Source organism: Curtobacterium pusillum (genome assembly GCF_007673235.1).
Taxonomy (GTDB): Bacteria; Actinomycetota; Actinomycetes; order Actinomycetales; family Microbacteriaceae; genus Curtobacterium; species Curtobacterium pusillum_C.
Genome location: NZ_VDZH01000001.1, coordinates 284,378 through 307,322 on the forward strand (window position 1 = coordinate 284,378; position 22,945 = coordinate 307,322).

A 22,945-nucleotide genomic window follows, 5' to 3' on the forward strand; every position below is an offset into this window, starting at 1 on the left:
ATGACGCCGATGAGGGCGCTGTACAAGCCGGATGCTGCTCCGGGACTGACCATGACCGAACGGCCGGTGCCGGTCCCGACGGAGGACGAGGTCCTCATCCGGGTGCTCCGCACCGGGATCTGCGGGACCGACCTGCACATCCGTCGGTGGGACGACTGGGCGGCCTCCGCGGTCACGGCCCCGCTCGTCCCCGGACACGAGTTCTTCGGCGAGGTGGTCGAGGTCGGCTCCGCCGTCCGTGACGTCGCGGTGGGGGACCGGGTGTCCGGCGAGGGGCACATCGTGTGCGGGACGTGCCGGAACTGCCGCGCCGGCCGACGCCAGATGTGCATCCGCACGAAGGGGCTCGGGGTCCAGCGTGACGGCGCGTTCGCGGAGTACCTGACCCTGCCGGGTGCGAACGTCTGGGTGCACCACACCGACGTCGCCCCCGATGTCGGTGCACTGTTCGACCCGCTCGGCAACGCGGTGCACACGGCGCTCGCGTTCCCGGTGGTCGGCGAGGACGTGCTCGTCACCGGGTGCGGTCCCATCGGGCTCATGGCGATCGCGGTGGCCCGGCACGCCGGCGCCCGGTTCGTGGTCGGCACCGACGTCAGCACGAACCGGCTCGCGATGGCGACCGAGATGGGGGCCGACCTCGGCGTGGACGTCAGCGGTGGCGACGGTGTGGCCGCGCTGCGGAGTGCACAGGGACAGCTCGGCATGCGCGAGGGCTTCGACGTCGGCTTCGAGATGTCCGGTGCGCCGACAGCGCTGCCGTCGATGGTCGACACGATGAACCACGGCGGTCGGATCGCGATGCTCGGGCTGCCGACGGGGGAGATCGGCGTCGACTGGGGGAAGGTCGTCACCCACATGCTGACCGTGAAGGGCATCTACGGTCGCGAGATGTTCGAGACCTGGCAGACCATGAGCTCGATGCTGCAGACCAGCGAGGTCCTGCGACACCGCATCGGCTCGATCGTCTCGGCGCGGTTCGCCGCCCGGGACTGGGAACAGGCGTTCGCCGCGGCGGCGAGTGCGGACGGCGGCAAGGTCGTCATCGACTGGACGGAGATCTGATGTACGGCGCGATCAAGGACCACCTGGCGGCGGAGCTCGCGGGCATCGAGGAGGCCGGGCTGACGAAGCGGGAGCGCGGCATCGCCGGCCCGCAGCGCGCGGCGATCGAGGCGGACGGCGTCGACCTGCTGAACTTCTGCGCGAACAACTACCTCGGGCTCGCCGACTCCGCCGATCTGGTCGAGGCCGCGAAGGGCGCGCTCGACCGGTGGGGCTACGGCATGGCGAGCGTGCGGTTCATCTGCGGCACGCAAGACCTGCACCTCGACCTCGAGCGACGGGTCTCGTCCTTCCTCGGGACCGAGGCGACGATCCTGTACTCGTCGTGCTTCGACGCCAACGGCGGCCTGTTCGAGGTGCTGCTCGGCGCCGAGGACGCGATCATCTCCGACGAACTGAACCACGCCTCGATCATCGACGGCGTGCGGCTGTCGAAGGCGCAGCGGTACCGCTACCGGAACCGCGACGTGCAGGACCTCGAGGCGCAGCTGATCGCCGCCGGGGACGCCCGCTTCCGCGCGATCGTCACCGACGGCGTGTTCTCGATGGACGGTTCGATCGCGCCCCTGGCGGAGATCTGCGACCTCGCGGACCGGTACGACGCGCTCGTGATCGTCGACGACTCGCACGCTGTCGGCTTCGTCGGCGAGCACGGTCGGGGCACCCCGGAGCTGTGCGGGGTCGCGGACCGGGTCGACGTCTACACGGGTACGTTCGGCAAGGCCCTCGGGGGTGCCAGCGGCGGGTACGTGGCCAGCCGCCGGGAGATCGTGGACCTGCTGCGGCAGCGGTCCCGGCCGTACCTGTTCTCGAACTCGCTCGCGCCGGTGATCGCCGCGGGGACCGTCGCCGCGCTCGACCTCATCGAGCGGTCGGACGACGCCCGTGCCCGGTTGCGCGAGAACGCCGCGCTGTTCCGGTCGCTCATGACGGATGCCGGGTTCGACCTGCTGCCGGGGGAGCACCCGATCGTCCCGGTGATGTTCCACGACGCCGCCCTGACCGCGCGGGTCGCGGACGAGATGCAGACGCGCGGGATCTACGTCACGGCGTTCAGCTACCCGGTCGTCCCGAAGGGCCGGGCGCGGATCCGCGTGCAGCTGTCGGCGGCGCACACCGAGGAGCAGGTCCGGCGGTGCGTGACGGCCTTCACCGAAGCCCGGACCGCAGCCGACGCCAGCGCCAGCGCAGGCACCGGCACCGGCACCGCTTCGGTCACGCAGCGCTGACGGGGCGGCGGCGCTCGCGCGGGAACACCACGCCGAGCGCCACCATCCCGATCGAGAGCACCAGGTGGAGCCAGTTGTCCGCCCAGTTCAGCGGCACGAAGTTCGCGCCGAAGGAGTGCCCGGCGGTGAAGAGCCCGTACACCCAGAGTACGAAGTAGACGACGCCGCCGAGGACGAGGTACATCCGTGACCCGGTCGCGTACCCGGCCGCCAGCAGACCGACGACACCGAACAGCAGGTGCACGATGTTGTGCAGCACCGACACCTGGAACAGTCCGAGCAGCATCGCCATCGATCCGTGCCCGGCACCACCGAGGTCACCGGTGGTAAGGCCGGGGACGAACCCGGCGATCCCGACCAGCAGGAAGACGATCCCGACGAGGAGTGAAACCTTCTGGATGCTCGAACCGGCGTAGCGGTCGGTGGGGGTGGTGACGTCGGACATGGTGGAACCTCCTCGTTCGGCTGCGGCCGACGGTACCGATGCCGGACCCGGCCGTCCGGATGCTGCGGACATGGGAGGATCGAACCCATGCGTCTCGTCGTCGCCGGCAGCCCCGCTGCGGCCGTCCCCACCCTCCGCCGCCTCGCGGCGTCCGAGCACGAGATCGCCGCGGTGCTCACCCGTCCGGCGACCCCGCAGGGCCGGAAGCGCGTCCTCACCCCGACCCCCGTCGCCCAGGTCGCCGAGGAGCTCGGCCTCCCGGTGATCGAGGCCTCCCGCGTCGACGACGAGGTCACCGCCCGCATCGCGGACCTCGGGGTCGACCTCGGCGTCATCGTCGCCTACGGCGCGCTGCTCCGTCGGCCGGCGCTCGACGCCCCGCGGCTCGGCTGGGTCAACCTGCACTTCTCCGACCTGCCGCAGTACCGCGGCGCCGCTCCGGTCCAGCGTGCGGTGATGGCCGGCGACACCCGCACCGCCGCGACGGTGTTCCAGCTCGTCGAGGCGCTCGACGCCGGCCCGGTGTACGCGAGCGACCCGTTCGACATCGACCCCGAGGCCACCTCCGGCGAGGTCCTCGCCGCGATGGCCGAGACGGGCGCCGAGACGGTCGTCCGCGTCGTCGACGGCATCGCCGCCGGCGCCGCGGTCGCCACCGAGCAGTCCGGCGAGCCCACCCTCGCCCCGAAGCTCACCATCGACGACGGCCGCGTCGACTTCGCCGCACCCGCCGCCGCCGTCCACGCCCGACTGCGCGGGGTCACGCCCGAGCCCGGCGCGTACGCCCACCTCGGCGAGACCCGCGTCAAGCTGCTCCGCAGCTCCAGACTGCCGGGAGGCACGCCGGACCCCGCCCCGTCGCTCGCCCCCGGCGCGCTGACCGTCCAGGGCGGTCGGCTGCTCGTCGGGACCGCCGACGACCCGCTCGTGCTCACCGAGGTGCAGCCGGCAGGGAAGAAGGCGATGGACGCCGCCGCCTGGGCCCGCGGCCTGGGCGGACTCGACGGGAAGGTCCTCGCATGAGCGGCACGAACTCCGGCCAGCGCCGGAACCACGGTCCCCGGCAGACCAGCGCCCGACGGGTGGCGTTCGACGTCCTCCGCGCCGTGCAGGTCGACGACGCGTACGCGAACCTGCTCCTGCCGACGCGCATCCGCCGTGCGGGCCTGAGCGCGCGAGACGCTGCGTTCGCGACCGAGCTGACCTACGGGTCCATCCGGATGCTCGGTCGGTACGACGCGATCGTCGCCCTCGCTTCGGGACGCCGGATCGACAACATCGAGTCCGACGTGCTCGACGTCATGCGCCTCGGTGCCCACCAGCTGCTCGGCATGCGCACCCCGACGCACGCCGCGGTGTCCGCCACGGTCGAGCTCGCCCGCGAGGTCGGCGCCCACCGTGCCACCGGCTTCGTCAACGCCGTGCTGCGCAAGGTCGGCGCCCGCACCGATGACGAGTGGGACGCGCTCATCACCGAGGGGCGCGGTGGTGACGCCCTCCTCGCTGCCCGCTGGTCGCACCCGGTGTGGGTCGTCTCCGCGCTCCGTGACGCGCTCGCGGCCGAACGCTCGCGCGACGAGCTCGCCGCACTCCTCGCCGCGGACAACGTCGCACCCCGCGTGCAGCTCGCGGCGCTGCCCGGGCTGGCCACCGCCGAGGACGTCACCGCCGCCACCGCCCACGCCGCCGTCGTTGACGACGTGCCCGATGACGTCGACGTGCCGTCCGACGAGTCGGCGCCGGCCGCCCCCGGATCCGCAGCCGACGAGGACACGGAGGCCGCGCCTCCCGTCCGACCCACCGACCACGAGGCGGACCTGCCGGTCTCACCCGTCGGCATCCGCGGGATCAGTGGCGACCCGGCCCGCGTGCCCGGCGTCAGCGCCGGGCGGCTCCGCGTGCAGGACGAGGGCTCGCAGCTCGCGGCGCTGGCGCTGAGCCGGTCGTCCGCGGTCCGACCGGGGGAGCGCTGGCTCGACCTGTGCGCCGGGCCCGGTGGCAAGGCCGCGTTGCTCGCGGCCGAGGCGGCGCAGGGCGGGGCCGTCCTCGTGGCGAACGAACTCGTGCCGGCGCGGGCCGGACTGGTGCGGAAGGCCCTCGCGGGGTTCGGCGACGGCGTGACCGTCGTCGAGGGCGACGGTCGGCGCTTCGGGCGCGACGGCGCCGGCGTGACGTTCGACCGGATCCTGCTCGACGCCCCGTGCACCGGGCTGGGGGCGCTCCGGCGTCGCCCGGAGGCACGGTGGCGGAAGCAGCCGGAGGACGTCCCGGAGCTCGCCGCCCTGCAGGCCGAGCTGCTCGACGCGGCCGTCCGGGTGCTCGCGCCCGGCGGGACCCTGGCGTACGTGACGTGCTCGCCGCACCTGGCGGAGACGCGCGGGCAGGTCGATGCCCTGATGGCGCGGCACGGGGGCGTGCTCGAGCAGCTCGACACCGCGTCCGTCGTGCGGTCGGTCGCTGCTCGTGACCCGCACGTCGCGGACGGCAACACGGCGCAGCTGTGGCCGCACCGCATCGGGACGGACGCGATGTTCATCGCCCTGTTCCGTCGCACCGCCTGACGCGTTGCCCCGCGGGTGCCGCGGGGCCGATTCTCGCGCTGAGCGACAGTTCTCGAGCCGCGGGGCCCGAGAACCGTCTCTGGCGCCGAGTCCCGCGTGCCCGAGCCGCCGGTAGGGTTGTCAGGTGACGATCCGCATCTCGCCGAGCATCCTGTCCGCCGACTTCGCGAACCTCGAGCGCGAGCTCCACCGCATCGAGACCGCCGACCTGGTGCACGTCGACGTGATGGACAACCACTTCGTGCCGAACCTCACGCTGGGCCTGCCGATCGTGCAGCGCCTGCAAGAGGTCTCCCCGGTGCCGCTCGACGTCCACCTGATGGTCACCGACGCCGATGCGAACGCGCCGAAGTACGCCGAGACCGGGGCGTCGAGCGTCACGTTCCACTTCGAGGCGGCGAACGACCCGGTGGCCACCGCCGCCGCGATCCGGTCGAATGGGGCCCGTGCCGCGGTCGCCGTGAAGCCCGGCACCCCGATCACGCAGGTGCTGCACCACCTCGACGCCTACGACATGATCCTGCTCATGACGGTCGAGCCGGGCTTCGGTGGCCAGTCGTTCATGCCGTCCGTGATGCCGAAGCTCGCCGACGCACGCGCGGCGGTGGACGCCTCCGGGCTGGACGTCTGGCTCGAGGTCGACGGCGGCATCGCGGTCGACACCGTGCCCGAGGCCGTCGCGGCCGGCGCGGACACGCTCGTCGCAGGGTCCGCCGTGTACGGCGGCGAGCCGGCCGCGCGCATCGCGGACCTCCGCGAAGCGGCAGCCAGGGCCCGATCGTGAGCACCCGTCCGGACGGTACGGCGGCCCCCGGGTCCGAGGACGGTAGCCTGGTCGGCGTGAAGACGTTCGACGACCTGTTCCAGGAGCTCACCGAGAAGGCGCGCACGCGCCCCGAGGGCTCCGGCACCGTCGCCGAACTGGACGCCGGCGTGCACCAGATCGGCAAGAAGATCGTGGAAGAGGCAGCCGAGGTCTGGATGGCGGCCGAGTACGAGGGTGACGAGCGCACCTCGGAGGAGATCTCGCAGCTCGTGTACCACCTGCAGGTGCTCATGATCGCGAAGGGCCTCACCCCGGCGGACGTCTGGCGACATCTGTAGGGAGACGCACGCGCCACCCGGCGTCGTCGCGACCCGCAGTCGTCCCCGACCTCCAGCAGAAAGCAGACCCACCTGATGCTCCGCATCGCCGTGCCCAACAAGGGCTCCCTGTCCGAGACCGCTTCCGAGATGCTCCGGGAGGCCGGGTACGCCGGTCGCCGCGACCCGAAGGCGCTCCACCTGCTCGACGAGCGCAACGGGGTGGAGTTCTTCTTCCTCCGTCCGCGCGACATCGCCACGTACGTCGGCTCGGGCGCGCTCGACGTCGGCATCACCGGGCGCGACCTGCTGCTCGACTCCGGATCGGCGGCGCACGAGGTCGACGCGCTCGGCTTCGCCGACTCGACGTTCCGGTTCGCCGGGACGCCCGGTCGGTTCAGCACCCTGCAGGACCTCGACGGCGTGCGGGTGGCGACGAGCTACCCGGGGCTCGTCGGGGACTTCCTCGCGAAGCACGGCGTCACCGTGACGCTCGTGAAGCTCGACGGCGCGGTCGAGAGCGCCGTGCGCCTCGGTGTCGCGGACGCCGTCGCCGACGTCGTCTCGACGGGCAGCACGCTGCGGCAGGCCGGCCTCGAGATCTTCGGCCCGGTCATCCTCGAGTCGACCGCGCTGCTCGTCTCGACCGACGAGTCGATCCCGGGCATCGACGTGCTCCGTCGCCGTCTGCAGGGCGTGCTCGTCGCCCGCGGGTACGTCATGCTCGACTACGACATCCCGACGGCGCTGCTCGAGCAGGCCACGGCGGTGGCCTCGGGCATCGAGTCCCCGACGGTCTCGCCGCTGCACGGTCGCGACTGGTCCGCGGTGCGCGTGATGATCCCGCGCGAGGACGCGAACCTCATCATGGACGCGCTGTACGACCTCGGCGCCCGTGCCATCCTCGTCAGCCCGATCCACGCCGCGCGGCTGTGACCGGGGTCTCCGTCCGGGTCATCCCGTGCCTGGACGTCCAGGGCGGTCGCGTCGTCAAGGGCGTGAACTTCCTCGACCTGCAGGACGCCGGCGACCCCGTCGAGCTCGCGGCCCGCTACTACGAGCAGGGTGCGGACGAGCTGACGTTCCTCGACGTCGGCGCGACGGTGGAGAACCGCGCGACGATGTACGACACCGTGACGCGCACCGCGGAGCAGGTCTTCATCCCGCTCACGGTCGGCGGCGGGGTCCGCAGCGTCGACGACGTCTCGCGCCTGCAGCAGTGCGGCGCCGACAAGATCGGCGTGAACAGCGCCGCGATCGCCCGCCCGGAGCTCGTCGGCGAGATCGCGGACCGGTTCGGCGCACAGGCAGTCGTCCTGTCCCTGGACGTCAAGCGGTCCGACCGGATGCCGTCCGGGTTCGTCGTCACGACGCACGGCGGGCGGACCGAGTCCGACCTCGACGCGATCGCCTGGGCCCGCGAGGTCGTGGAGCGCGGCGCGGGGGAGCTGCTCGTCAACTCGATCGACGCCGACGGCACGAAGAACGGGTTCGACCTCGAACTCGTGGCCGCGGTCCGTGCGGTGTCCTCGGTGCCGGTCATCGCGTCTGGAGGCGCGGGTCGGCTCGAGCACTTCGCCCCCGCCGTCGACGCGGGTGCGGATGCCCTCCTCGCCGCGTCCGTCTTCCACCGCGGCGAGATGACGGTGGGCGACGTCAAGGACGCGCTGCGCGCGTCCGGTCACGCCGTACGCTAGGAGTCTCATGACCGACAGCACCAGCACCAGCACGGACGCGGTCCTCGACCGCGCGCGGTTCGGTGCGGACGGGCTGCTCCCCGCCGTCGTGCAGGAGGAATCGTCGAAGGACGTCCTCATGCTCGGCTACATGGACCGGGAAGCCCTCCGCCGCACCCTCACCGAGGGACGCGTGACCTTCTGGTCCCGCTCCCGGAACGAGTACTGGCGCAAGGGCGACACGTCGGGACACGCGCAGTACGTGCGCGGCGCGGCGTTCGACTGCGACGCGGACACGCTCCTCGTCACCGTCGAGCAGGTCGGGGCCGCGTGCCACACGGGTGCGCACCGCTGCTTCGACGTCGACCCCCTCGATCCCGTGACGGCGTCGGCTCCGGCGAGTGGGGCAGTGGAGGCGACCCGATGACCACGGCGACGCTCTCCGACAAGCCGCACACGACCTCCAGGCCGGAGTTCGACGCCCTGCTGGGCGGCCACCGTGTCGTCCCCGTCGTGCGCGCGCTCTACGCCGACAGCGAGACGCCGGTCGGCGTCTACCGCAAGCTCGCGGACGGCCGGCCCGGCACGTTCCTGCTCGAGTCGGCGGGGCAGGGCGGCCTGTGGTCGCGCTGGTCGTTCGTCGGTGTCCGCAGCTTCGGCGTGCTCACGCAGGACGGCGACCGCGCCGCGTGGATCGACACCGGGATCCCGGCGTCGCGCGCCGTCGACTCCCTCGACGGTGAGCCGCTCGAGGTCCTCGCGCGGCTGCACGAGCGCTGGGCGACCCCGCGCATCCCGGGGACCCCGCCGCTCGTCGGCGGCACCGTGGGGTTCATCGGGTGGGAGGCCGTACGCCAGCTCGAACACCTGCCGAACGTGCCCCCGGCCGACTTCGACGTCCCGGGCCAGGCGCTCTCGTTCGTGTCGGAGCTCGCCGCGCTCGACCACCGCACCGGACTCGTCCTGCTCGTCGCGAGCGTGCTGAACGACGGCACCGACGACGCCGAGACGCTCTGGTCGGACGCGCAGACCCGGCTCGACCGCATGCAGGCCGACCTCGTCGCGCCGAGCATCGCGACCGTGGCCGAGGCGTTCGACATCGCCGAGCCGACGCCGACGCACCGCTCCACCCCGGCCGAGTACCAGGCCGCGGTCGAGCGCTCGAAGGAGTTCATCCGCGACGGCGACGTGTTCCAGGTCGTCATCTCGCAGCGGTTCGACCACGACGTGACGGCGGACCCGCTCGACGTCTACCGCGTGCTTCGGACGCTGAACCCGAGCCCGTACATGTACTTCCTGTCGCTGGCCGACACCGCGGGTGACCCGTTCTGGATCGTCGGAGCGTCGCCGGAGGCCCTCGTGAAGGTGCAGGCCGGTCGTGCCATCACGCACCCGATCGCCGGTTCGCGCCCGCGTGGTGCGACCCCGGAGGAGGACGTCCGCCTCGGCGAGGACCTGCTCGAGGACCCGAAGGAGCGCGCCGAGCACCTCATGCTCGTCGACCTGGCCCGCAACGACCTGCAGAAGGTCTGCGAGCCCGGGACCGTCGCGGTCACCGAGTTCATGACGGTCGAGCGGTTCAGCCACATCATGCACCTCGTGTCGAGCGTCGAGGGCGCGGTGCGTCCCGAGGCCTCGGCGATCGACGTGTTCCGCGCGACGTTCCCCGCCGGCACCCTGTCCGGGGCGCCGAAGCCGCGGGCGTTGGAGATCATCGACGAGCTCGAGCCCGCCAAGCGCGGCGCGTACGCCGGGGTCGTCGGCTACTTCGACTTCGCGGGCGACGCGGACCTCGCGATCGCGATCCGCACGGCGCTCATCAAGGACGGTGTCGCGCGCGTGCAGGCCGGTGCGGGGCTCGTGGCGGACTCCGACCCGGAGACCGAGCACGTCGAGGCGATCAACAAGGCCGCTGCCCCGCTGCGTGCCGTCGCGACCGCGAACCGGATGCGCGAGGTGCGCGCGTGAACGCCCGCCGCTCCCGTCCGCTCGTCGTCGTCGCCGGGCTGGCCGTCGCGGGCATCATCATGCTGTCGTGGACGCAGACCTGGTTCACGGTGCACCTGCACGCCGGTGCCGCGGTCACGTCCACGGTGGACGCCGACGGTGCCGCCGCCGTGCCGTCGTACACCGCGCTGGCGATCGCGAGCCTGGCCCTCTTCCTGGCGATGACCATCGCGGGTCGGGTCGTGCGGATCGTGCTCGCGTGCGTCGAGGTCCTGCTGGGTCTCGGTGTGGTCGTGTCCGGCATCACCGCCCTCGCGGACCCGGTGGCGGCGGCCAAGGGTGCCGTCGGCGAGGTCGCCGGCGTGAGCGACCTGACCGCGGTCCGCCGCGTCGTGTCGACCGTGGACGTCACCGCCTGGCCCGTCGTCGGGATCGTCGGCGGCGTACTCGCCGTGCTGCTCGGCATCGTGGTCCTGTTCGTGCAGCGCTCCTGGCCGGGCCCGAGCCGCAAGTACGGTGCCGCGACCGCCGGCGCCGCCGCGCAGGCACGGGCCGCCGCGCCGGTCGAACGGGACGCCGTCGTCGACTGGGACGACCTCAGCGCCGGGGTCGACCCGACCGCCGCGGACGACACCGCCGCCGACACGGGTGCCGGTACACCCGGGGACGACCCGGTAGGATCGAAGGGGCGCCGGTCGAACGACGGCGCCGGAGCAGAACGAGGAGCACCGTGAGCAACACTGAGCCCGCAGAACTCGGCGAAGGCCACTCGCCGGCCGCCTGGACCGCCGTCGTGATCATGCTGATCGGATTCGCGGCAGGCACGCTGTTCTTCTGGTTCGACATCGCCGCGGGCGTCTGGGCATCCGCAGCCGTCGTGCTCGTCGGGCTCATCGTCGGCGCCGTGATGGCGAAGGCGGGCTACGGCGTGAACGGCCCGAAGTTCGTCCCCAAGCACCACTCCGAGTAGGTCCGGCATGCCGAACGTGCTCGAGACCCTCGTCGCGGGCGCGCTCGAGGACGCCGCGGCCCGTCGCGTCGACCGTCCCTACGCGGACGTCGAACGCGACCTGGACCGTGTCGCGTCCCCGCTCGACGCCCTCGAGTTCCTGGCACCAGGCGACAGGGTGAAGATCCTCGCCGAGGTCAAGCGCGCCAGCCCGTCCCGCGGGTCGATGGCGCCGATCGAGGACCCGGCGTCGCTCGCGGCCGACTACGAGCGCGGCGGGGCGTCGACGATCAGCGTGCTCACCGAGGGGCGCAGGTTCCTCGGCAGCCTCGCCGACCTCGAAGCCGTCAAGGCCCGCGTCGGGGTGCCCGTCCTGCGCAAGGACTTCATCGCCGACCCGTACCAGGTGGTCGAGGCACGCGCGGCGGGGGCGGACGTCGTGCTCCTGATCGTAGCGGCGCTCGAGCAGCAGCAGCTGGTCGAGCTCCACACCCTGGCCGAGGAGCTCGGCATGCGCGTCCTCGTCGAGGCACACTCCGGTGACGAAGTCTCGCGTGGCCTCGACGCCGGCGCGCGGATCCTCGGCGTGAACGCCCGCGACCTGACCGACTTCTCGCTCGACCGCGACCTGTTCGGATCGCTCGCCGACCGCATCCCCGACGGGGTCGTCCGCGTCGCCGAGTCCGCGGTCGCCGGTCCTGCCGACGTCGCGCACTACCGCTCCGCGGGTGCCGACGTCGTCCTGGTGGGGGAGGCGCTCGTGACGGGCGACGACCCCGCCGCCACACTCGCGTCGTTCATCGCAGCCGCCGACCGCGGCTGACGACGGCGTCCATCCCGCCCGGTTCGCCGGGCATGTCCCAGCCCGCTCCGGCGGGCGCGTTCCGGGAGACCCATCGTGACCTCACTCCGTGACCTGCACGGCCCGTACTTCGGCGACTTCGGCGGGCGGTTCGTCCCCGAGTCGCTCGTCCTGGCGCTCGACGAGCTCGAGGCGGCGTTCCGCGAGGCCTGGGCCGACCCGGCGTTCCGCGAAGAACTCGACACGCTCCAGCGCGACTACACCGGCCGCCCGTCGATCATCACCGAGGCGCCCCGGTTCGCGAAGCACGCCGGCGGTGCCCGGATCATCCTCAAGCGCGAGGACCTCAACCACACCGGTTCGCACAAGATCAACAACGTGCTCGGTCAGGCGCTCGTGGCGAAGCGGCTCGGCAAGACCCGCCTGATCGCCGAGACGGGTGCCGGCCAGCACGGCGTCGCGACGGCCACCGCGGCAGCGCTGTTCGGCATGGACTGCGTCGTCTACATGGGCGCGGTGGACACCGAGCGCCAGGCGCTGAACGTCGCCCGGATGCGGTTGCTCGGCGCCGAGGTGATCCCGGTCGAGACCGGTTCGCGCACGCTGAAGGACGCGATCAACGACGCCCTGCGCGACTGGGTCGCCAACGTCGACTCCACGCACTACCTGCTCGGCACCGTGGCGGGCCCGCACCCGTTCCCCGAGATGGTCCGCGAATTCCACAAGGTCATCGGCGAGGAGGCCCGCCAGCAGGTGCTCGACAAGGTCGGTCGGCTGCCCGACGCCGTCGCCGCGTGCGTCGGCGGCGGGTCGAACGCGATGGGCATCTTCGAGGCGTTCCTCGACGACGAGTCGGTCGCGCTGCACGGCTTCGAGGCGGGCGGTGACGGCGTCGAGACCGGCCGTCACGCCGCGAGCATCACGCTCGGCCGCGAGGGCGTCCTGCAGGGCACGAAGTCGTACCTCATGCAGGACGAGGACGGCCAGACGATCGAGAGCCACAGCATCTCCGCCGGGCTCGACTACCCGAGCGTCGGTCCGGAGCACGCCTACCTGGCGTCGATCGGGCGGGCGAAGTACGAGCCCATCACCGACGACGAGGCGATGGAGGCGTTCCGCCTGCTCAGCCGGACCGAGGGCATCCTGCCGGCGATCGAGTCGTCGCACGCCCTCGCCGGTGCGATCAAGCTCGGCAAGGAGCTCGGTCCCGAGGGCGTCATCCTCGTCTCCCTGTCCGGCCGCGGTGACAAGGACGTCGCGTCCGCCAGTCGCTACTTCGGCATCCTCGACGAGAACGCGGTGCAGCTGTGACCAACACCCAGACGAACGCGGACCGCACGGTCGCGACGACGATCGACACCGCCAAAGCCGAGCGCGCGGGCGCCGTCATCGGCTACCTGCCGGCCGGCTACCCGGACGTGCAGACCAGTGTCGACGCCGCGGTCGCCCTCGCCGAGAACGGCGTCGACGTCATCGAGCTCGGCCTGCCGTACTCCGACCCGGTGATGGACGGCCCGGTCATCCAGCGTGCCGCCGAGGAGAGCCTGGCGAACGGCTTCCGTGTCGCGCAGGTGTTCGACGCCGTGCACCAGATCACGGAGCGGGCGAACGTGCCCGTGCTCGTGATGACGTACTGGAACCCGGTGCTCCGCTACGGGGTCGAGCGGTTCGCCGACGACCTCGTCGCCGCAGGCGCCGCCGGGCTCATCACGCCGGACCTCATCCCGGACGAGGGCGCCGAGTGGATCCGCGAGTCCGAGCGCACCGGCCTGGACCGGGTGTTCCTCGCGGCACCGTCATCGTCGGACACGCGCATGCAGCAGGCGGTGGAGTCGAGCCGTGGGTTCGTCTACGCCGTCTCGACGATGGGCGTCACCGGTGCTCGTGAGGGCGTCGACGTCGCCGCGCGCACCGTCGTGTCGCGGCTCCGTGACGCCGGGGTCGCGCGCACGTGCGTCGGTCTCGGCATCTCGACCGCGGAGCAGGTGGGCGAGGTCCTCGAGTACGCGGACGGCGCGATCGTCGGTTCCGCCTTCGTGCGCGCGCTGGCCGACCTGGGTGTCCAGGGTGTGGCCGACCGGGCAGCGGACCTCACCACGGGCGCACAGCGCCGCTGACGGTCACAGTTTCCACAGGACCGCCGTCCGCGTTCCTGACGCAGGCACGTCCCGCGCTACAGTGAGCGGGGCCGACGACACGTCGGCACCGCGCCCAGCAAGTACCGAAAGGCGACAGCACCTCCATGCCCCTCCTGAGCATCCCGAGCCCGAGCACGGCCTGGCAGTACTTCGACCTCACGGCCTGGCTGCGCGACGTGTTCGGCTGGTCGCTGCCCCTCGACTTCCGCATCCACGCCTACGCCATCTGCATCCTGCTCGGGATCGTCGCGGCGGTCGTGCTCGCCAACCGCCGCCTGAACGCGCGTGGTGTCGAGCGCTGGATCATCATCGACATCGCGATCTGGGCGGTCCCGGCCGGCATCATCGGCGGTCGCCTGTTCCACGTCTTCACGCACGTCAGCGACTACTTCGGCCCGGGGCGCGACCCGCTGTCCTTCCTCTACATCTGGGAGGGCGGGCTCGCCATCTTCGGCGCGCTCATCCTCGGCTCTGTCGGCGCCTACATCGGCTGCCGCCAGGTCGGTCTGCGCTTCACGGCGTTCATCGACGCCGTCGTGCCGGGTGTGCTGCTCGCCCAGGCGTTCGGTCGCCTCGGCAACTACTTCAACCACGAGCTGTTCGGCATGCCGACGAGCCTGCCGTGGGGTCTCCAGATCGAGTCGTCGAACCCGGCGTTCCCCAAGGGCCTGCCCGAGGGCACGCTGTTCCACCCGACGTTCCTCTACGAGATCATCTGGAACGTCGTCGGCGTCATCGTCATCCTGCTGCTCGACAAGAAGTTCCGCCTGCAGTGGGGCAAGGTCCTGTCGCTCTACCTGATCTGGTACGGCGTCGGCCGGTCGGTCCTCGAGTCCATCCGCGTCGACACGAGCGAGACGTTCTTCGGCATCCGGACGAACGTGTGGATGTCCTTCGCGGCGATCCTGCTCGGCATCATCATCTTCCTCGTCCAGTCCAAGCGGCACCTCGGCAAGGAGCCGAGCACGTACCTGCCCGGTCGCGAGCCCCGCTCGAAGTCCGGGGTAGACTCGGACGACACCTGGTCGGAGACCGACGACGACGCTCCGGCGTCCGTCACCGACTCCGATCCGGTCACCACCAGCACCGCTGGCCGCGCCTAGGAAGCACCCCTCCTGCGTGTCCGATCCCGATCGGGCACGAGTGCCAGCAGCACCCCCAGGACCCACCACAACCGGGTCCGACACCTCGCACGCCGTCAGGGCAACTCGCTGACGGCGGGCACGGGCACCAGTCCCGCCCGTTCGGGCGGAACGCACCACCGGGCCACCGCTGTCCCTGTTCCACTTCCTCGTGAGGACGGTTCCCCATGGCGCTCCAGCCACCCCAGTCCGCAGGCCTCCTGCCGCCGCACCGCCGGTTCTCCGCGGTTCCCGACGCCGCCGGCATGTACGACCCGGCGAACGAGAAGGACGCGTGCGGCCTCGCGATGGTCGCGACGCTCCGCGGCACGGCCGGTCACGACATCGTCGACGCGGCGCTTGGCGCCCTGCGGAACCTCGAGCACCGCGGTGCGGTCGGTTCGGACGCCGGCACCGGTGACGGCGCGGGCATCCTGTGCCAGGTGCCGGACGAGTTCTTCCGCGCCGAGGTCCCGTTCGAGCTGCCGGCAGCGGGGGAGTACGCGGTCGGCACGGCCTACCTGCCCGTCGACGAGGACGACCGTCACGCGGTGAAGGGCGCCGTCGAGCGACTCGCCCGTGAAGAGGGCCTGCGGGTCCTCGGCTGGCGCGAGGTCCCGGTCCGACCGGAGGTACTCGGCACCCTGGCCCGCGCGGCGATGCCCGCGTTCGAGCAACTGTTCGTCGCGTCGATCCGGCACGACGTGCACGGCGAATCGTGGAGCGGCATCGCCCTCGACCGGCAGGCCTTCCGCCTCCGCAAGCGTGCCGAGCACGACGCCGAGGTGTACTTCATGTCGCTGTCGAGCCGGACCATGGTCTACAAGGGCATGGTCACGACGCTCCAGCTCGAGCCCTTCTACCCGGACCTCAGCGACGAGCGCTTCGCGTCGAAGCTCGCGATCGTGCACTCGCGGTACTCGACGAACACGTTCCCGTCCTGGCCGCTCGCCCAGCCGTTCCGCACGCTCGCGCACAACGGTGAGATCAACACCGTCCGCGGCAACCGCAACTGGATGCGGGCACGCCAGTCGCAGCTGCAGAGCGAACTCCTCGGTGACATGGCGCCACTGCTGCCCATCGTCAGCCCCGGTGCGAGCGACTCCGCCTCGTTCGACGAGGTCCTCGAGCTCCTCACGCTGACCGGCCGGTCGCTGCCGCACGCGGTGTCGATGATGGTGCCGGAGGCCTGGGAGAACCAGGTCGGGATGGACCCGGAGCTCCGCGCCTTCTACGAGTACCACTCGATGCTCATGGAGCCGTGGGACGGACCGGCGGCGATCACCTTCACCGACGGCTCGGTCGTCGGCGCGACCCTCGACCGGAACGGCCTGCGCCCCGGTCGGTTCCTCGTCACCGACGACGGCCTCATCGTGATGGGGTCGGAGACCGGCGTCATCGACGTGCCCGCCGGCAAGGTCGTGCGGAAGGGCCGTCTGCGCCCGGGCCGCATGTTCCTCGTGGACACCGAGGCCGGTCGCATCATCGAGGACGACGAGGTCAAGCGCGAGCTGGCGACCTCCGGCCCGTGGGGCGAGTGGCTCGACGAGGGCCGCATCAACCTCGGCGACCTGCCCGACCGCGAGCACATCGTGCACACCCCCGCTTCGGTGACCCGGCGGCAGCGCGCGTTCGGCTACACCGAGGAAGAGGTCCGCATCCTGCTGCGTCCGATGGCGCAGACCGGAGCGGAGCCCCTCGGCGCGATGGGTTCGGACACACCGATCGCCGTCCTGTCCCAGCGTCCGCGGCTGCTCTTCGACTACTTCACGCAGCAGTTCGCGCAGGTGACGAACCCGCCGCTCGACTCGATCCGCGAGCAGGTCATCACGTCGATGGGCATGGGCCTCGGTCCCGAGCGCAACCTGCTCACCGCCGGCCCCGAGCACGCGAAGCAGATCACGCTCGACTTCCCCGTCATCGACAACGACGAGCTCGCGAAGATCCAGCACTTCGAGACCGAGTCCGGCCGCCACCTCACCGTGACGATCAAGGGTCTGTACCGCGTCGACGCCGGCAAGAAGGCGATGCAGAAGCGCATCGCTGCCGTGTGCGACGAGGTCGACGCCGCGATCGAGTCGGGCAAGCAGTTCATCGTGCTGTCCGACCGCGACGGCAACGCCGAGCAGGCCCCGGTGCCGAGCCTCCTGCTGCTCGCTGCGGTGCACCACCACCTGATCCGCACCGAGCAGCGCATGAAGGTCGGCCTGATCGTCGAGGCCGGCGACGTGCGCGAGGTCCACCACGTCGCGACCCTCATCGGGTACGGCGCGTCGGCGATCAACCCGTACCTCGCGATGGAGACCTGCGAGATCCTCGTCCGTCAGGGCATGATCAGCGGCGTCACGCCGGAGCAGGCCGTCAAGAACGTGATCAAGGCGCTCGGCAAGGGCGTCCTGAAGATCATGTCGAAGATGGGCATCTCGACGGTGTCGAGCTACGCGGGGGCACAGGCGTTCGAGGCCGTGGGGCTCAGCCAGGAGTTCGTCGACCGCTACTTCACCGGGACGTCGTCGATCCTCGGTGGAGTCGGCATCGAGGTCATCGCGAAGGAGAACGCCGAGCGGCACGCCCAGGCGTACCCGCAGGACGGCGCGGTGCTCTCGCACGAGCGCCTGCAGACCGGCGGCGAGTACCAGTGGCGTCGCGAGGGTCCGCCGCACCTGTTCAACCCGGACACCGTGTTCCGGCTGCAGCACGCCACGCGCTCACGCCGCTACGACATCTTCCGCGAGTACTCGCAGGCGGTCGACGACCAGTCCGAGCAGCTCATGACGCTCCGCGGCCTGTTCCGCTTCAAGAACGGTGCCCGGAAGCCCGTGGCACTCGACGAGGTCGAGCCGATCGAGTCGATCGTCAAGCGGTTCAACACCGGCGCGATGTCCTACGGCTCCATCTCGAAGGAAGCCCACGAGACGCTCGCGATCGCGATGAACCGACTCGGCGGCCGATCGAACACGGGTGAGGGCGGCGAGGACGTCGACCGACTGCTCGACCCCGAGCGCCGCAGCGCGATCAAGCAGGTCGCGTCCGGGCGCTTCGGCGTCACGAGCATGTACCTGACGCACGCCACGGACATCCAGCTGAAGATGGCGCAGGGCGCGAAGCCGGGCGAGGGCGGGCAGCTGCCCCCGACGAAGGTCTACCCGTGGGTCGCCCGCACGCGGCACGCGACGGCCGGAGTCGGCCTGATCTCGCCGCCGCCGCACCACGACATCTACTCGATCGAGGACCTCAAGCAGCTCATCTTCGACGTGAAGCGGGCGAACCCGTCCGCTCGCGTGCACGTGAAGCTCGTGAGTCAGTCCGGCATCGGGGCCGTGGCCGCGGGTGTGACGAAGGCCCTCGCCGACGTCGTGCTCGTGTCCGGGCACGACGGTGGCACGGGTGCGTCGCCCCTGAACTCGCTCAAGCACGCGGGGACCCCGTGGGAGATCGGCCTCGCCGAGACGCAGCAGACCCTCATGCTCAACGGCATGCGCGACCGGGTGGTCGTGCAGGTCGACGGGCAGATGAAGACCGGTCGTGACGTCGTCGTGGCCGCGCTGCTCGGCGCCGAGGAGTACGGCTTCGCGACCGCGCCGCTCGTGGTCGAGGGCTGCATCCTGATGCGCGTCTGCCACCTGGACACCTGCCCGGTGGGCGTCGCCACGCAGAACCCGGAGCTCCGCAAGCGGTTCAGCGGCAAGCCCGAGTTCGTCGTGAACTTCTTCGAGTTCATCGCGCAGGAAGTGCGCGAGCTGCTCGCCGAGCTCGGGTTCCGCACCCTCGAAGAGGCGATCGGGCACGCCGACGCCCTCGACGTGGACCGTGCCGTCGAGCACTGGAAGGCCTCCGGCCTCGACCTGGAGCCGGTCCTCAAGGGCCCGCGCTTCGAGGCCGACGAGCCGCGCCGGCACCAGCGCGACCAGGACCACGAGCTGGAGCAGCACTTCGACGTGCAGCTGATCCAGCAGACTTCCGACGTCCTCGAGCACGGCGGCACGATCGCGCTCGACCTGCCGATCCGGAACACGGAGCGGGCGGTCGGCACGATGCTCGGGCACGAGGTCACGCTCCGTCACGGCGAGAACGGCCTCCCGTCCGGATCGATCGACGTGACCCTGCGCGGTTCGGCCGGGCAGTCGCTCGGTGCGTTCCTGCCGGCCGGCATCACGCTGCGGCTCATCGGTGACAGCAACGACTACGTCGGCAAGGGACTGTCCGGTGGCGAGGTCATCGTCCGACCGGACGCCGGCTCGGGCTTCGATCCGGCCGAGAACGTCATCGCCGGCAACGTCATCGGCTACGGCGCGACCCAGGGCAGCATGTTCATCCGCGGCATCGTGGGCGAACGCTTCCTGGTGCGCAACTCCGGCGCGACCGCGGTGGTCGAGGGCGTGGGCGACCACGCGCTCGAGTACATGACCGGTGGCCTCGCGCTCATCCTCGGCGAGACGGGTCGGAACCTCGGCGCCGGCATGTCCGGCGGTACGGCGTACGTCCGCGGTCTCCGGACGGAGCACGTGAACACCGACTCGCTCGCGTCCGGCGAACTGCGGCTCGAGTCGCTCGACAGCGCCGACGTCGAGATCGTGAACGACCTGCTCGCCCGCCACGCGGCCGAGACCGGGTCCACGCTCGCCGCCGAACTGCTCGAGTCCGGTGACCTGAGCGACTTCGTCAAGGTGCTGCCGCGCGACTACGCGGCGGTGCTCGAGACCCGACAGCAGGCCGTCGACGAGGGCCTCGACCCGGACGGCGACGTCGTCTGGAACAGAATTCTGGAGGTGACCGGTGGCTGACCCCAAGGGATTCCTGAAGGTCCAGGAGCGCGAGCTCCCGGCCCGTCGTCCCGTGCCCGTGCGGCTCATGGACTGGAAAGAGGTCTACGAGCAGCAGGAGTCCGGCGCGCTCAAGCGTCAGGCCGGCCGCTGCATGGACTGCGGTGTGCCGTTCTGCCACCAGGGCTGCCCGCTCGGCAACCTCATCCCGGAGTGGAACGACCTCACGTGGCGCGGCGAGGGTCGCCAGGCGATCGAGCGGCTCCACGCGACGAACAACTTCCCGGAGTTCACCGGGCGGCTGTGCCCCGCGCCGTGCGAGTCCTCCTGCGTGCTGGGCATCAACCAGCCCCCGGTGACGATCAAGCAGGTCGAGGTCTCGATCATCGACGAGGCGTTCCAGAACGGCTGGGTCACGCCGCACCCGCCGGAGCGACTCACCGGCAAGACCGTCGCCGTCGTGGGGTCCGGCCCGGCCGGCCTCGCCGCCGCGCAGCAGCTGACCCGCGCCGGTCACACGGTCGCGGTGTACGAGCGCGACGACCGGATCGGTGGTCTGCTCCGCTACGGCATCCCGGACTTCAAGATGGAGAAGCGCCAGATCGACGCGCGTCTCGCCCAGATGCAGGCCGAGGGCACCCGGTTCCGTGCCGGTGTCGAGATCGGCCGGGACATCACCTGGGACGACCTGAAGTCACGCTACGACGCGGTCGTCGTCGCGACCGGCGCCACGGTGCCGCGCGACCTGCCCATCCCGGGGCGCGACCACGACGGCGTGCACTTCGCGATGGACTACCTCGTCCAGCAGAACAAGGCGAACGCGGGCACCACGGTCGACAACCAGCTGACGGCCGAGGGCAAGCACGTCGTCGTCATCGGCGGCGGCGACACCGGTGCGGACTGCATCGGCACGGCGCACCGGCAGGGCGCGCTGAGCGTGACGAACCTGGCGATCGGCAAGCAGCCGCCGCTGGAGCGTCCGTCCGAGCAGCCGTGGCCGATGTTCCCGACGGTCTTCGAGGTCACGAGTGCCCACGAGGAAGGCGGCGAGCGGCACTACCTGGCGTCGACCGTCGAGTTCCTGGCGAACGAGGCCGGCGAGGTCCGCGCACTGCGCGTCGCCGAGACCGAGTACCTCGACGGCCGCCGCGTCCCGAAGGCCGGCACCGAGCGCGAGATCCCCGCGGACCTCGTCCTCATCGCCATGGGCTTCACCGGTCCGGAGACCGACACGCTCGAGCCACAGCTCGGTCTGCCGACGACGGTGTCCGGTGCGGTGTCCCGTCAGGCGGACTACTCCACCAACGAGCCGGGCGTGTTCATCGCCGGCGACGCGGGCCGTGGGCAGTCGCTCATCGTGTGGGCGATCGCCGAGGGGCGTGCCGCCGCTGCCAAGGTCGACGAGTACCTCGAGGGTTCGACGATCCTCCCGGCACCCGTCAAGGCCACCGACCGCGCGATCACCGTCTGAGGTCCGACGTGAACGCATCGGGAACCCGGACCGACCAGTGAGCGTCAGGCCACCAGCACTCGATAGGGTGCTGGTGGCCTCGCTTCGTTCCGCGCGGCCCCACAGCGCGGAAACCCAAGCACCATCCACCACCACGAAGGAATCCATTGAGACGCGCAAAGATCGTTTCGACGCTCGGACCGGCAACGTCGGAGTACGAGACCGTCAAGGAGATCATCGAAGCGGGCGTCGACGTCGCCCGCCTCAACCTCAGCCACGGTGACTACAGCGTCCACGAGGCCAACTACGTGAACGTCCGTCGCGCCGCCGAGGAGCTCGGCAAGCCCGTCGCGATCCTCGTCGACCTGCAGGGTCCGAAGATCCGCCTGGCGAAGTTCGCCGACGGCCCGCACGACCTCGCGGTCGGCGACGTGTTCACGATCACCACCGAGGACGTCCCCGGCTCGAAGGAGATCTGCGGCACGACGTTCAAGGGCCTCCCGCAGGACGTCAAGCCCGGCGACCCGCTGCTCATCGACGACGGCCGTGTCCGCCTCCGCGTGCTGGACACCGACGGCGTCCGCGTCCGCACCGAGGTCGTCGTCGGCGGCACCGTGTCGAACAACAAGGGCATCAACCTGCCCGGCGTCGCGGTCAACGTCCCCGCACTGAGCGAGAAGGACGAGGCGGACCTCCGCTGGGGCATCCGTCAGGGCGCCGACCTCATCGCCCTGTCGTTCGTGCGCAACGCCGCCGACGTCGAGCGTGCCCACGAGATCATGGACGAGGAGGGCAAGCGTCTCCCCGTCATCGCGAAGATCGAGAAGCCGCAGGCCGTCGACGCGCTCGAGGAGATCATCGACGCGTTCGACAGCATCATGGTCGCCCGCGGTGACCTCGGCGTCGAGCTCCCGCTCGAGGCGGTCCCGATCGTGCAGAAGCGCGCCGTCGAGCTCGCCCGCCGCATGGCGAAGCCGGTCATCGTCGCGACGCAGATGCTCGAGTCGATGATCTCGTCGCCGATCCCGACCCGCGCCGAGACCTCCGACGTCGCGAACGCCGTCCTCGACGGTGCCGACGCGGTCATGCTCTCCGGCGAGACCAGCGTCGGCGAGTACCCGGTGCAGACCGTCCGCACGATGGCCCGCATCGTCGAGTCGACCGAGGACCACGGCCTCGAGCGCATCGCGCCCCTCGGCACGAAGCCGCGCACGCTCGGTGGCGCCATCACCCTCGCCGCCGTCGAGATCGCCGAGTTCACCGAGGCCTCGTACCTCTGCGTCTTCACGGAGTCCGGCGACTCGGCCCGACGCATGTCGCGCCTGCGCCACGGCCTGCCGATCATCGCGTTCACCCCGAACGAGGCGACGCGCCGCCGGATGGCGCTCACCTGGGGCGTCCGCTCCTTCCTCGTGGACCGCAAGACCCACACCGACGAGCTCTTCTCGCAGGTGGACGACGTCCTGCTCGAGAACGGCCTGGCCGCCCCCGGCGACCGTGTCATCGTGACGGCGGGGTCCCCTCCCGGCATCGAGGGGTCGACGAACGACCTCCGCGTGCACCGCGTCGGTGACGCGCACGCCGAGGCCGCACCGGCCTACGTGCGGGACTGATCCCAGCGTCCGACGTCCGACGGGGCGCGGACTGGAGGCACGGCGCAGCAGCGTCGTCGGCCGCCGGTCCGCGCCCCGTCGCGTTCTCCCTCCACACGTCGCG

20 protein-coding genes are annotated in these 22,945 nt (G+C 71.4%); 19 read left to right on the top strand and 1 reads right to left on the bottom strand.

Annotation, left to right across the window (positions count from 1 at the left end; all coding sequences use genetic code 11):
* Positions 1-9: 9 nt before the first annotated feature.
* On the top strand, positions 10-1,065 hold the full coding sequence (tdh, locus tag FS532_RS01305; protein WP_144750764.1) for an L-threonine 3-dehydrogenase: 1,056 nt from the start codon (positions 10-12) through the stop codon (positions 1,063-1,065).
* Positions 1,065-2,294: a glycine C-acetyltransferase gene (locus FS532_RS01310; protein WP_144749642.1), complete on the top strand. Its 1,230-nt coding sequence runs from the start codon at positions 1,065-1,067 to the stop codon at positions 2,292-2,294. The genes tdh and FS532_RS01310 overlap by 1 nt, the downstream gene beginning before the upstream one ends.
* On the opposite strand, the gene FS532_RS01315 is transcribed toward FS532_RS01310, so the two are convergent.
* On the bottom strand, positions 2,281-2,739 hold the full coding sequence (locus FS532_RS01315) for a DUF4383 domain-containing protein (protein ID WP_186321862.1): 459 nt from the start codon (positions 2,737-2,739) through the stop codon (positions 2,281-2,283). The two genes, FS532_RS01310 and FS532_RS01315, sit on opposite strands and share 14 nt — an antisense overlap.
* An 87-nt stretch (positions 2,740-2,826) precedes the next feature.
* On the opposite strand from FS532_RS01315, the gene fmt reads away from it, so the two are divergent.
* The 17 genes from fmt (at position 2,827) to pyk (ending at position 22,842) form a co-directional block, all read left to right on the top strand.
* Positions 2,827-3,762, top strand: a complete 936-nt coding sequence (fmt, locus tag FS532_RS01320) for a methionyl-tRNA formyltransferase (RefSeq protein WP_144749644.1) — start codon at positions 2,827-2,829, stop codon at positions 3,760-3,762.
* The gene (locus FS532_RS01325; RefSeq protein WP_260852485.1) at positions 3,759-5,300 is read left to right on the top strand and encodes an RsmB/NOP family class I SAM-dependent RNA methyltransferase; all 1,542 of its coding nucleotides are present in this window, start codon (positions 3,759-3,761) and stop codon (positions 5,298-5,300) included. Before fmt ends, FS532_RS01325 begins: the two co-directional genes overlap by 4 nt.
* Before the next feature lie 124 nt (positions 5,301-5,424).
* Complete coding sequence (gene rpe / locus FS532_RS01330) at positions 5,425-6,084, top strand: ribulose-phosphate 3-epimerase (RefSeq protein ID WP_144749646.1); 660 nt, start codon at positions 5,425-5,427, stop codon at positions 6,082-6,084.
* Between the two features lie 56 nt (positions 6,085-6,140).
* Positions 6,141-6,404 carry a phosphoribosyl-ATP diphosphatase gene (locus FS532_RS01335; RefSeq protein ID WP_079238914.1) on the top strand — a complete coding sequence of 88 codons (264 nt, stop codon included), beginning with the start codon at positions 6,141-6,143 and terminating at the stop codon, positions 6,402-6,404.
* 75 nt (positions 6,405-6,479) lie between these two features.
* Positions 6,480-7,319, top strand: coding sequence for an ATP phosphoribosyltransferase (gene hisG, locus FS532_RS01340; RefSeq protein WP_144749648.1), 840 nt, complete (start codon positions 6,480-6,482; stop codon positions 7,317-7,319).
* Positions 7,316-8,080: an imidazole glycerol phosphate synthase subunit HisF gene (gene hisF, locus FS532_RS01345; protein ID WP_144749650.1), complete on the top strand. Its 765-nt coding sequence runs from the start codon at positions 7,316-7,318 to the stop codon at positions 8,078-8,080. Before hisG ends, hisF begins: the two co-directional genes overlap by 4 nt.
* Positions 8,081-8,087: 7 nt before the next feature.
* Complete coding sequence (hisI, locus tag FS532_RS01350; RefSeq protein WP_097179004.1) at positions 8,088-8,486, top strand: phosphoribosyl-AMP cyclohydrolase; 399 nt, start codon at positions 8,088-8,090, stop codon at positions 8,484-8,486.
* A complete protein-coding gene (locus FS532_RS01355) occupies positions 8,483-10,027 on the top strand; it encodes an anthranilate synthase component I (protein ID WP_144749652.1) in 1,545 nt (514 codons plus the stop codon). Before hisI ends, FS532_RS01355 begins: the two co-directional genes overlap by 4 nt.
* Positions 10,024-10,740, top strand: coding sequence for a Trp biosynthesis-associated membrane protein (locus FS532_RS01360; RefSeq protein WP_144749654.1), 717 nt, complete (start codon positions 10,024-10,026; stop codon positions 10,738-10,740). Before FS532_RS01355 ends, FS532_RS01360 begins: the two co-directional genes overlap by 4 nt.
* Positions 10,737-10,976: a DUF6704 family protein gene (locus tag FS532_RS18560; protein WP_097179007.1), complete on the top strand. Its 240-nt coding sequence runs from the start codon at positions 10,737-10,739 to the stop codon at positions 10,974-10,976. The genes FS532_RS01360 and FS532_RS18560 overlap by 4 nt, the downstream gene beginning before the upstream one ends.
* A gap of 16 nt (positions 10,977-10,992) precedes the next feature.
* Positions 10,993-11,778, top strand: a complete 786-nt coding sequence (gene trpC / locus FS532_RS01370) for an indole-3-glycerol phosphate synthase TrpC (RefSeq protein WP_144750770.1) — start codon at positions 10,993-10,995, stop codon at positions 11,776-11,778.
* A gap of 75 nt (positions 11,779-11,853) precedes the next feature.
* Positions 11,854-13,068 carry a tryptophan synthase subunit beta gene (gene trpB / locus FS532_RS01375; RefSeq protein WP_144749658.1) on the top strand — a complete coding sequence of 405 codons (1,215 nt, stop codon included), beginning with the start codon at positions 11,854-11,856 and terminating at the stop codon, positions 13,066-13,068.
* Complete coding sequence (gene trpA / locus FS532_RS01380) at positions 13,065-13,874, top strand: tryptophan synthase subunit alpha (RefSeq protein WP_144749660.1); 810 nt, start codon at positions 13,065-13,067, stop codon at positions 13,872-13,874. Before trpB ends, trpA begins: the two co-directional genes overlap by 4 nt.
* A 125-nt stretch (positions 13,875-13,999) precedes the next feature.
* Positions 14,000-14,998 (top strand): prolipoprotein diacylglyceryl transferase, encoded by a 999-nt coding sequence (gene lgt / locus FS532_RS01385; RefSeq protein WP_144749662.1) that lies wholly within the window; start codon positions 14,000-14,002, stop codon positions 14,996-14,998.
* Positions 14,999-15,204: 206 nt separating this feature from the next.
* The gene (gltB, locus tag FS532_RS01390) at positions 15,205-19,800 is read left to right on the top strand and encodes a glutamate synthase large subunit (RefSeq protein WP_440130692.1); all 4,596 of its coding nucleotides are present in this window, start codon (positions 15,205-15,207) and stop codon (positions 19,798-19,800) included.
* A complete protein-coding gene (locus tag FS532_RS01395) occupies positions 19,793-21,250 on the top strand; it encodes a glutamate synthase subunit beta (RefSeq protein ID WP_144749664.1) in 1,458 nt (485 codons plus the stop codon). The genes gltB and FS532_RS01395 overlap by 8 nt, the downstream gene beginning before the upstream one ends.
* 146 nt (positions 21,251-21,396) lie before the next feature.
* Positions 21,397-22,842, top strand: a complete 1,446-nt coding sequence (gene pyk, locus FS532_RS01400) for a pyruvate kinase (RefSeq protein WP_144749666.1) — start codon at positions 21,397-21,399, stop codon at positions 22,840-22,842.
* Positions 22,843-22,945: the final 103 nt, after the last annotated feature.

Excerpts from the sequence above, each read along its gene's own strand:
- tdh (WP_144750764.1), top strand. The coding sequence starts at position 10 with ATGAGGGCGCTGTACAAGCCGGATGCTGCTCCGGGACTGACCATGACC.
- FS532_RS01310 (WP_144749642.1), top strand. The coding sequence starts at position 1,065 with ATGTACGGCGCGATCAAGGACCACCTGGCGGCGGAGCTCGCGGGCATC.
- FS532_RS01315 (WP_186321862.1), bottom strand. The coding sequence starts at position 2,739 with ATGTCCGACGTCACCACCCCCACCGACCGCTACGCCGGTTCGAGCATC.
- fmt (WP_144749644.1), top strand. The coding sequence starts at position 2,827 with ATGCGTCTCGTCGTCGCCGGCAGCCCCGCTGCGGCCGTCCCCACCCTC.
- FS532_RS01325 (WP_260852485.1), top strand. The coding sequence starts at position 3,759 with ATGAGCGGCACGAACTCCGGCCAGCGCCGGAACCACGGTCCCCGGCAG.
- hisG (WP_144749648.1), top strand. The coding sequence starts at position 6,480 with ATGCTCCGCATCGCCGTGCCCAACAAGGGCTCCCTGTCCGAGACCGCT.
- hisI (WP_097179004.1), top strand. The coding sequence starts at position 8,088 with ATGACCGACAGCACCAGCACCAGCACGGACGCGGTCCTCGACCGCGCG.
- FS532_RS01355 (WP_144749652.1), top strand. The coding sequence starts at position 8,483 with ATGACCACGGCGACGCTCTCCGACAAGCCGCACACGACCTCCAGGCCG.
- lgt (WP_144749662.1), top strand. The coding sequence starts at position 14,000 with ATGCCCCTCCTGAGCATCCCGAGCCCGAGCACGGCCTGGCAGTACTTC.
- gltB (WP_440130692.1), top strand. The coding sequence starts at position 15,205 with ATGGCGCTCCAGCCACCCCAGTCCGCAGGCCTCCTGCCGCCGCACCGC.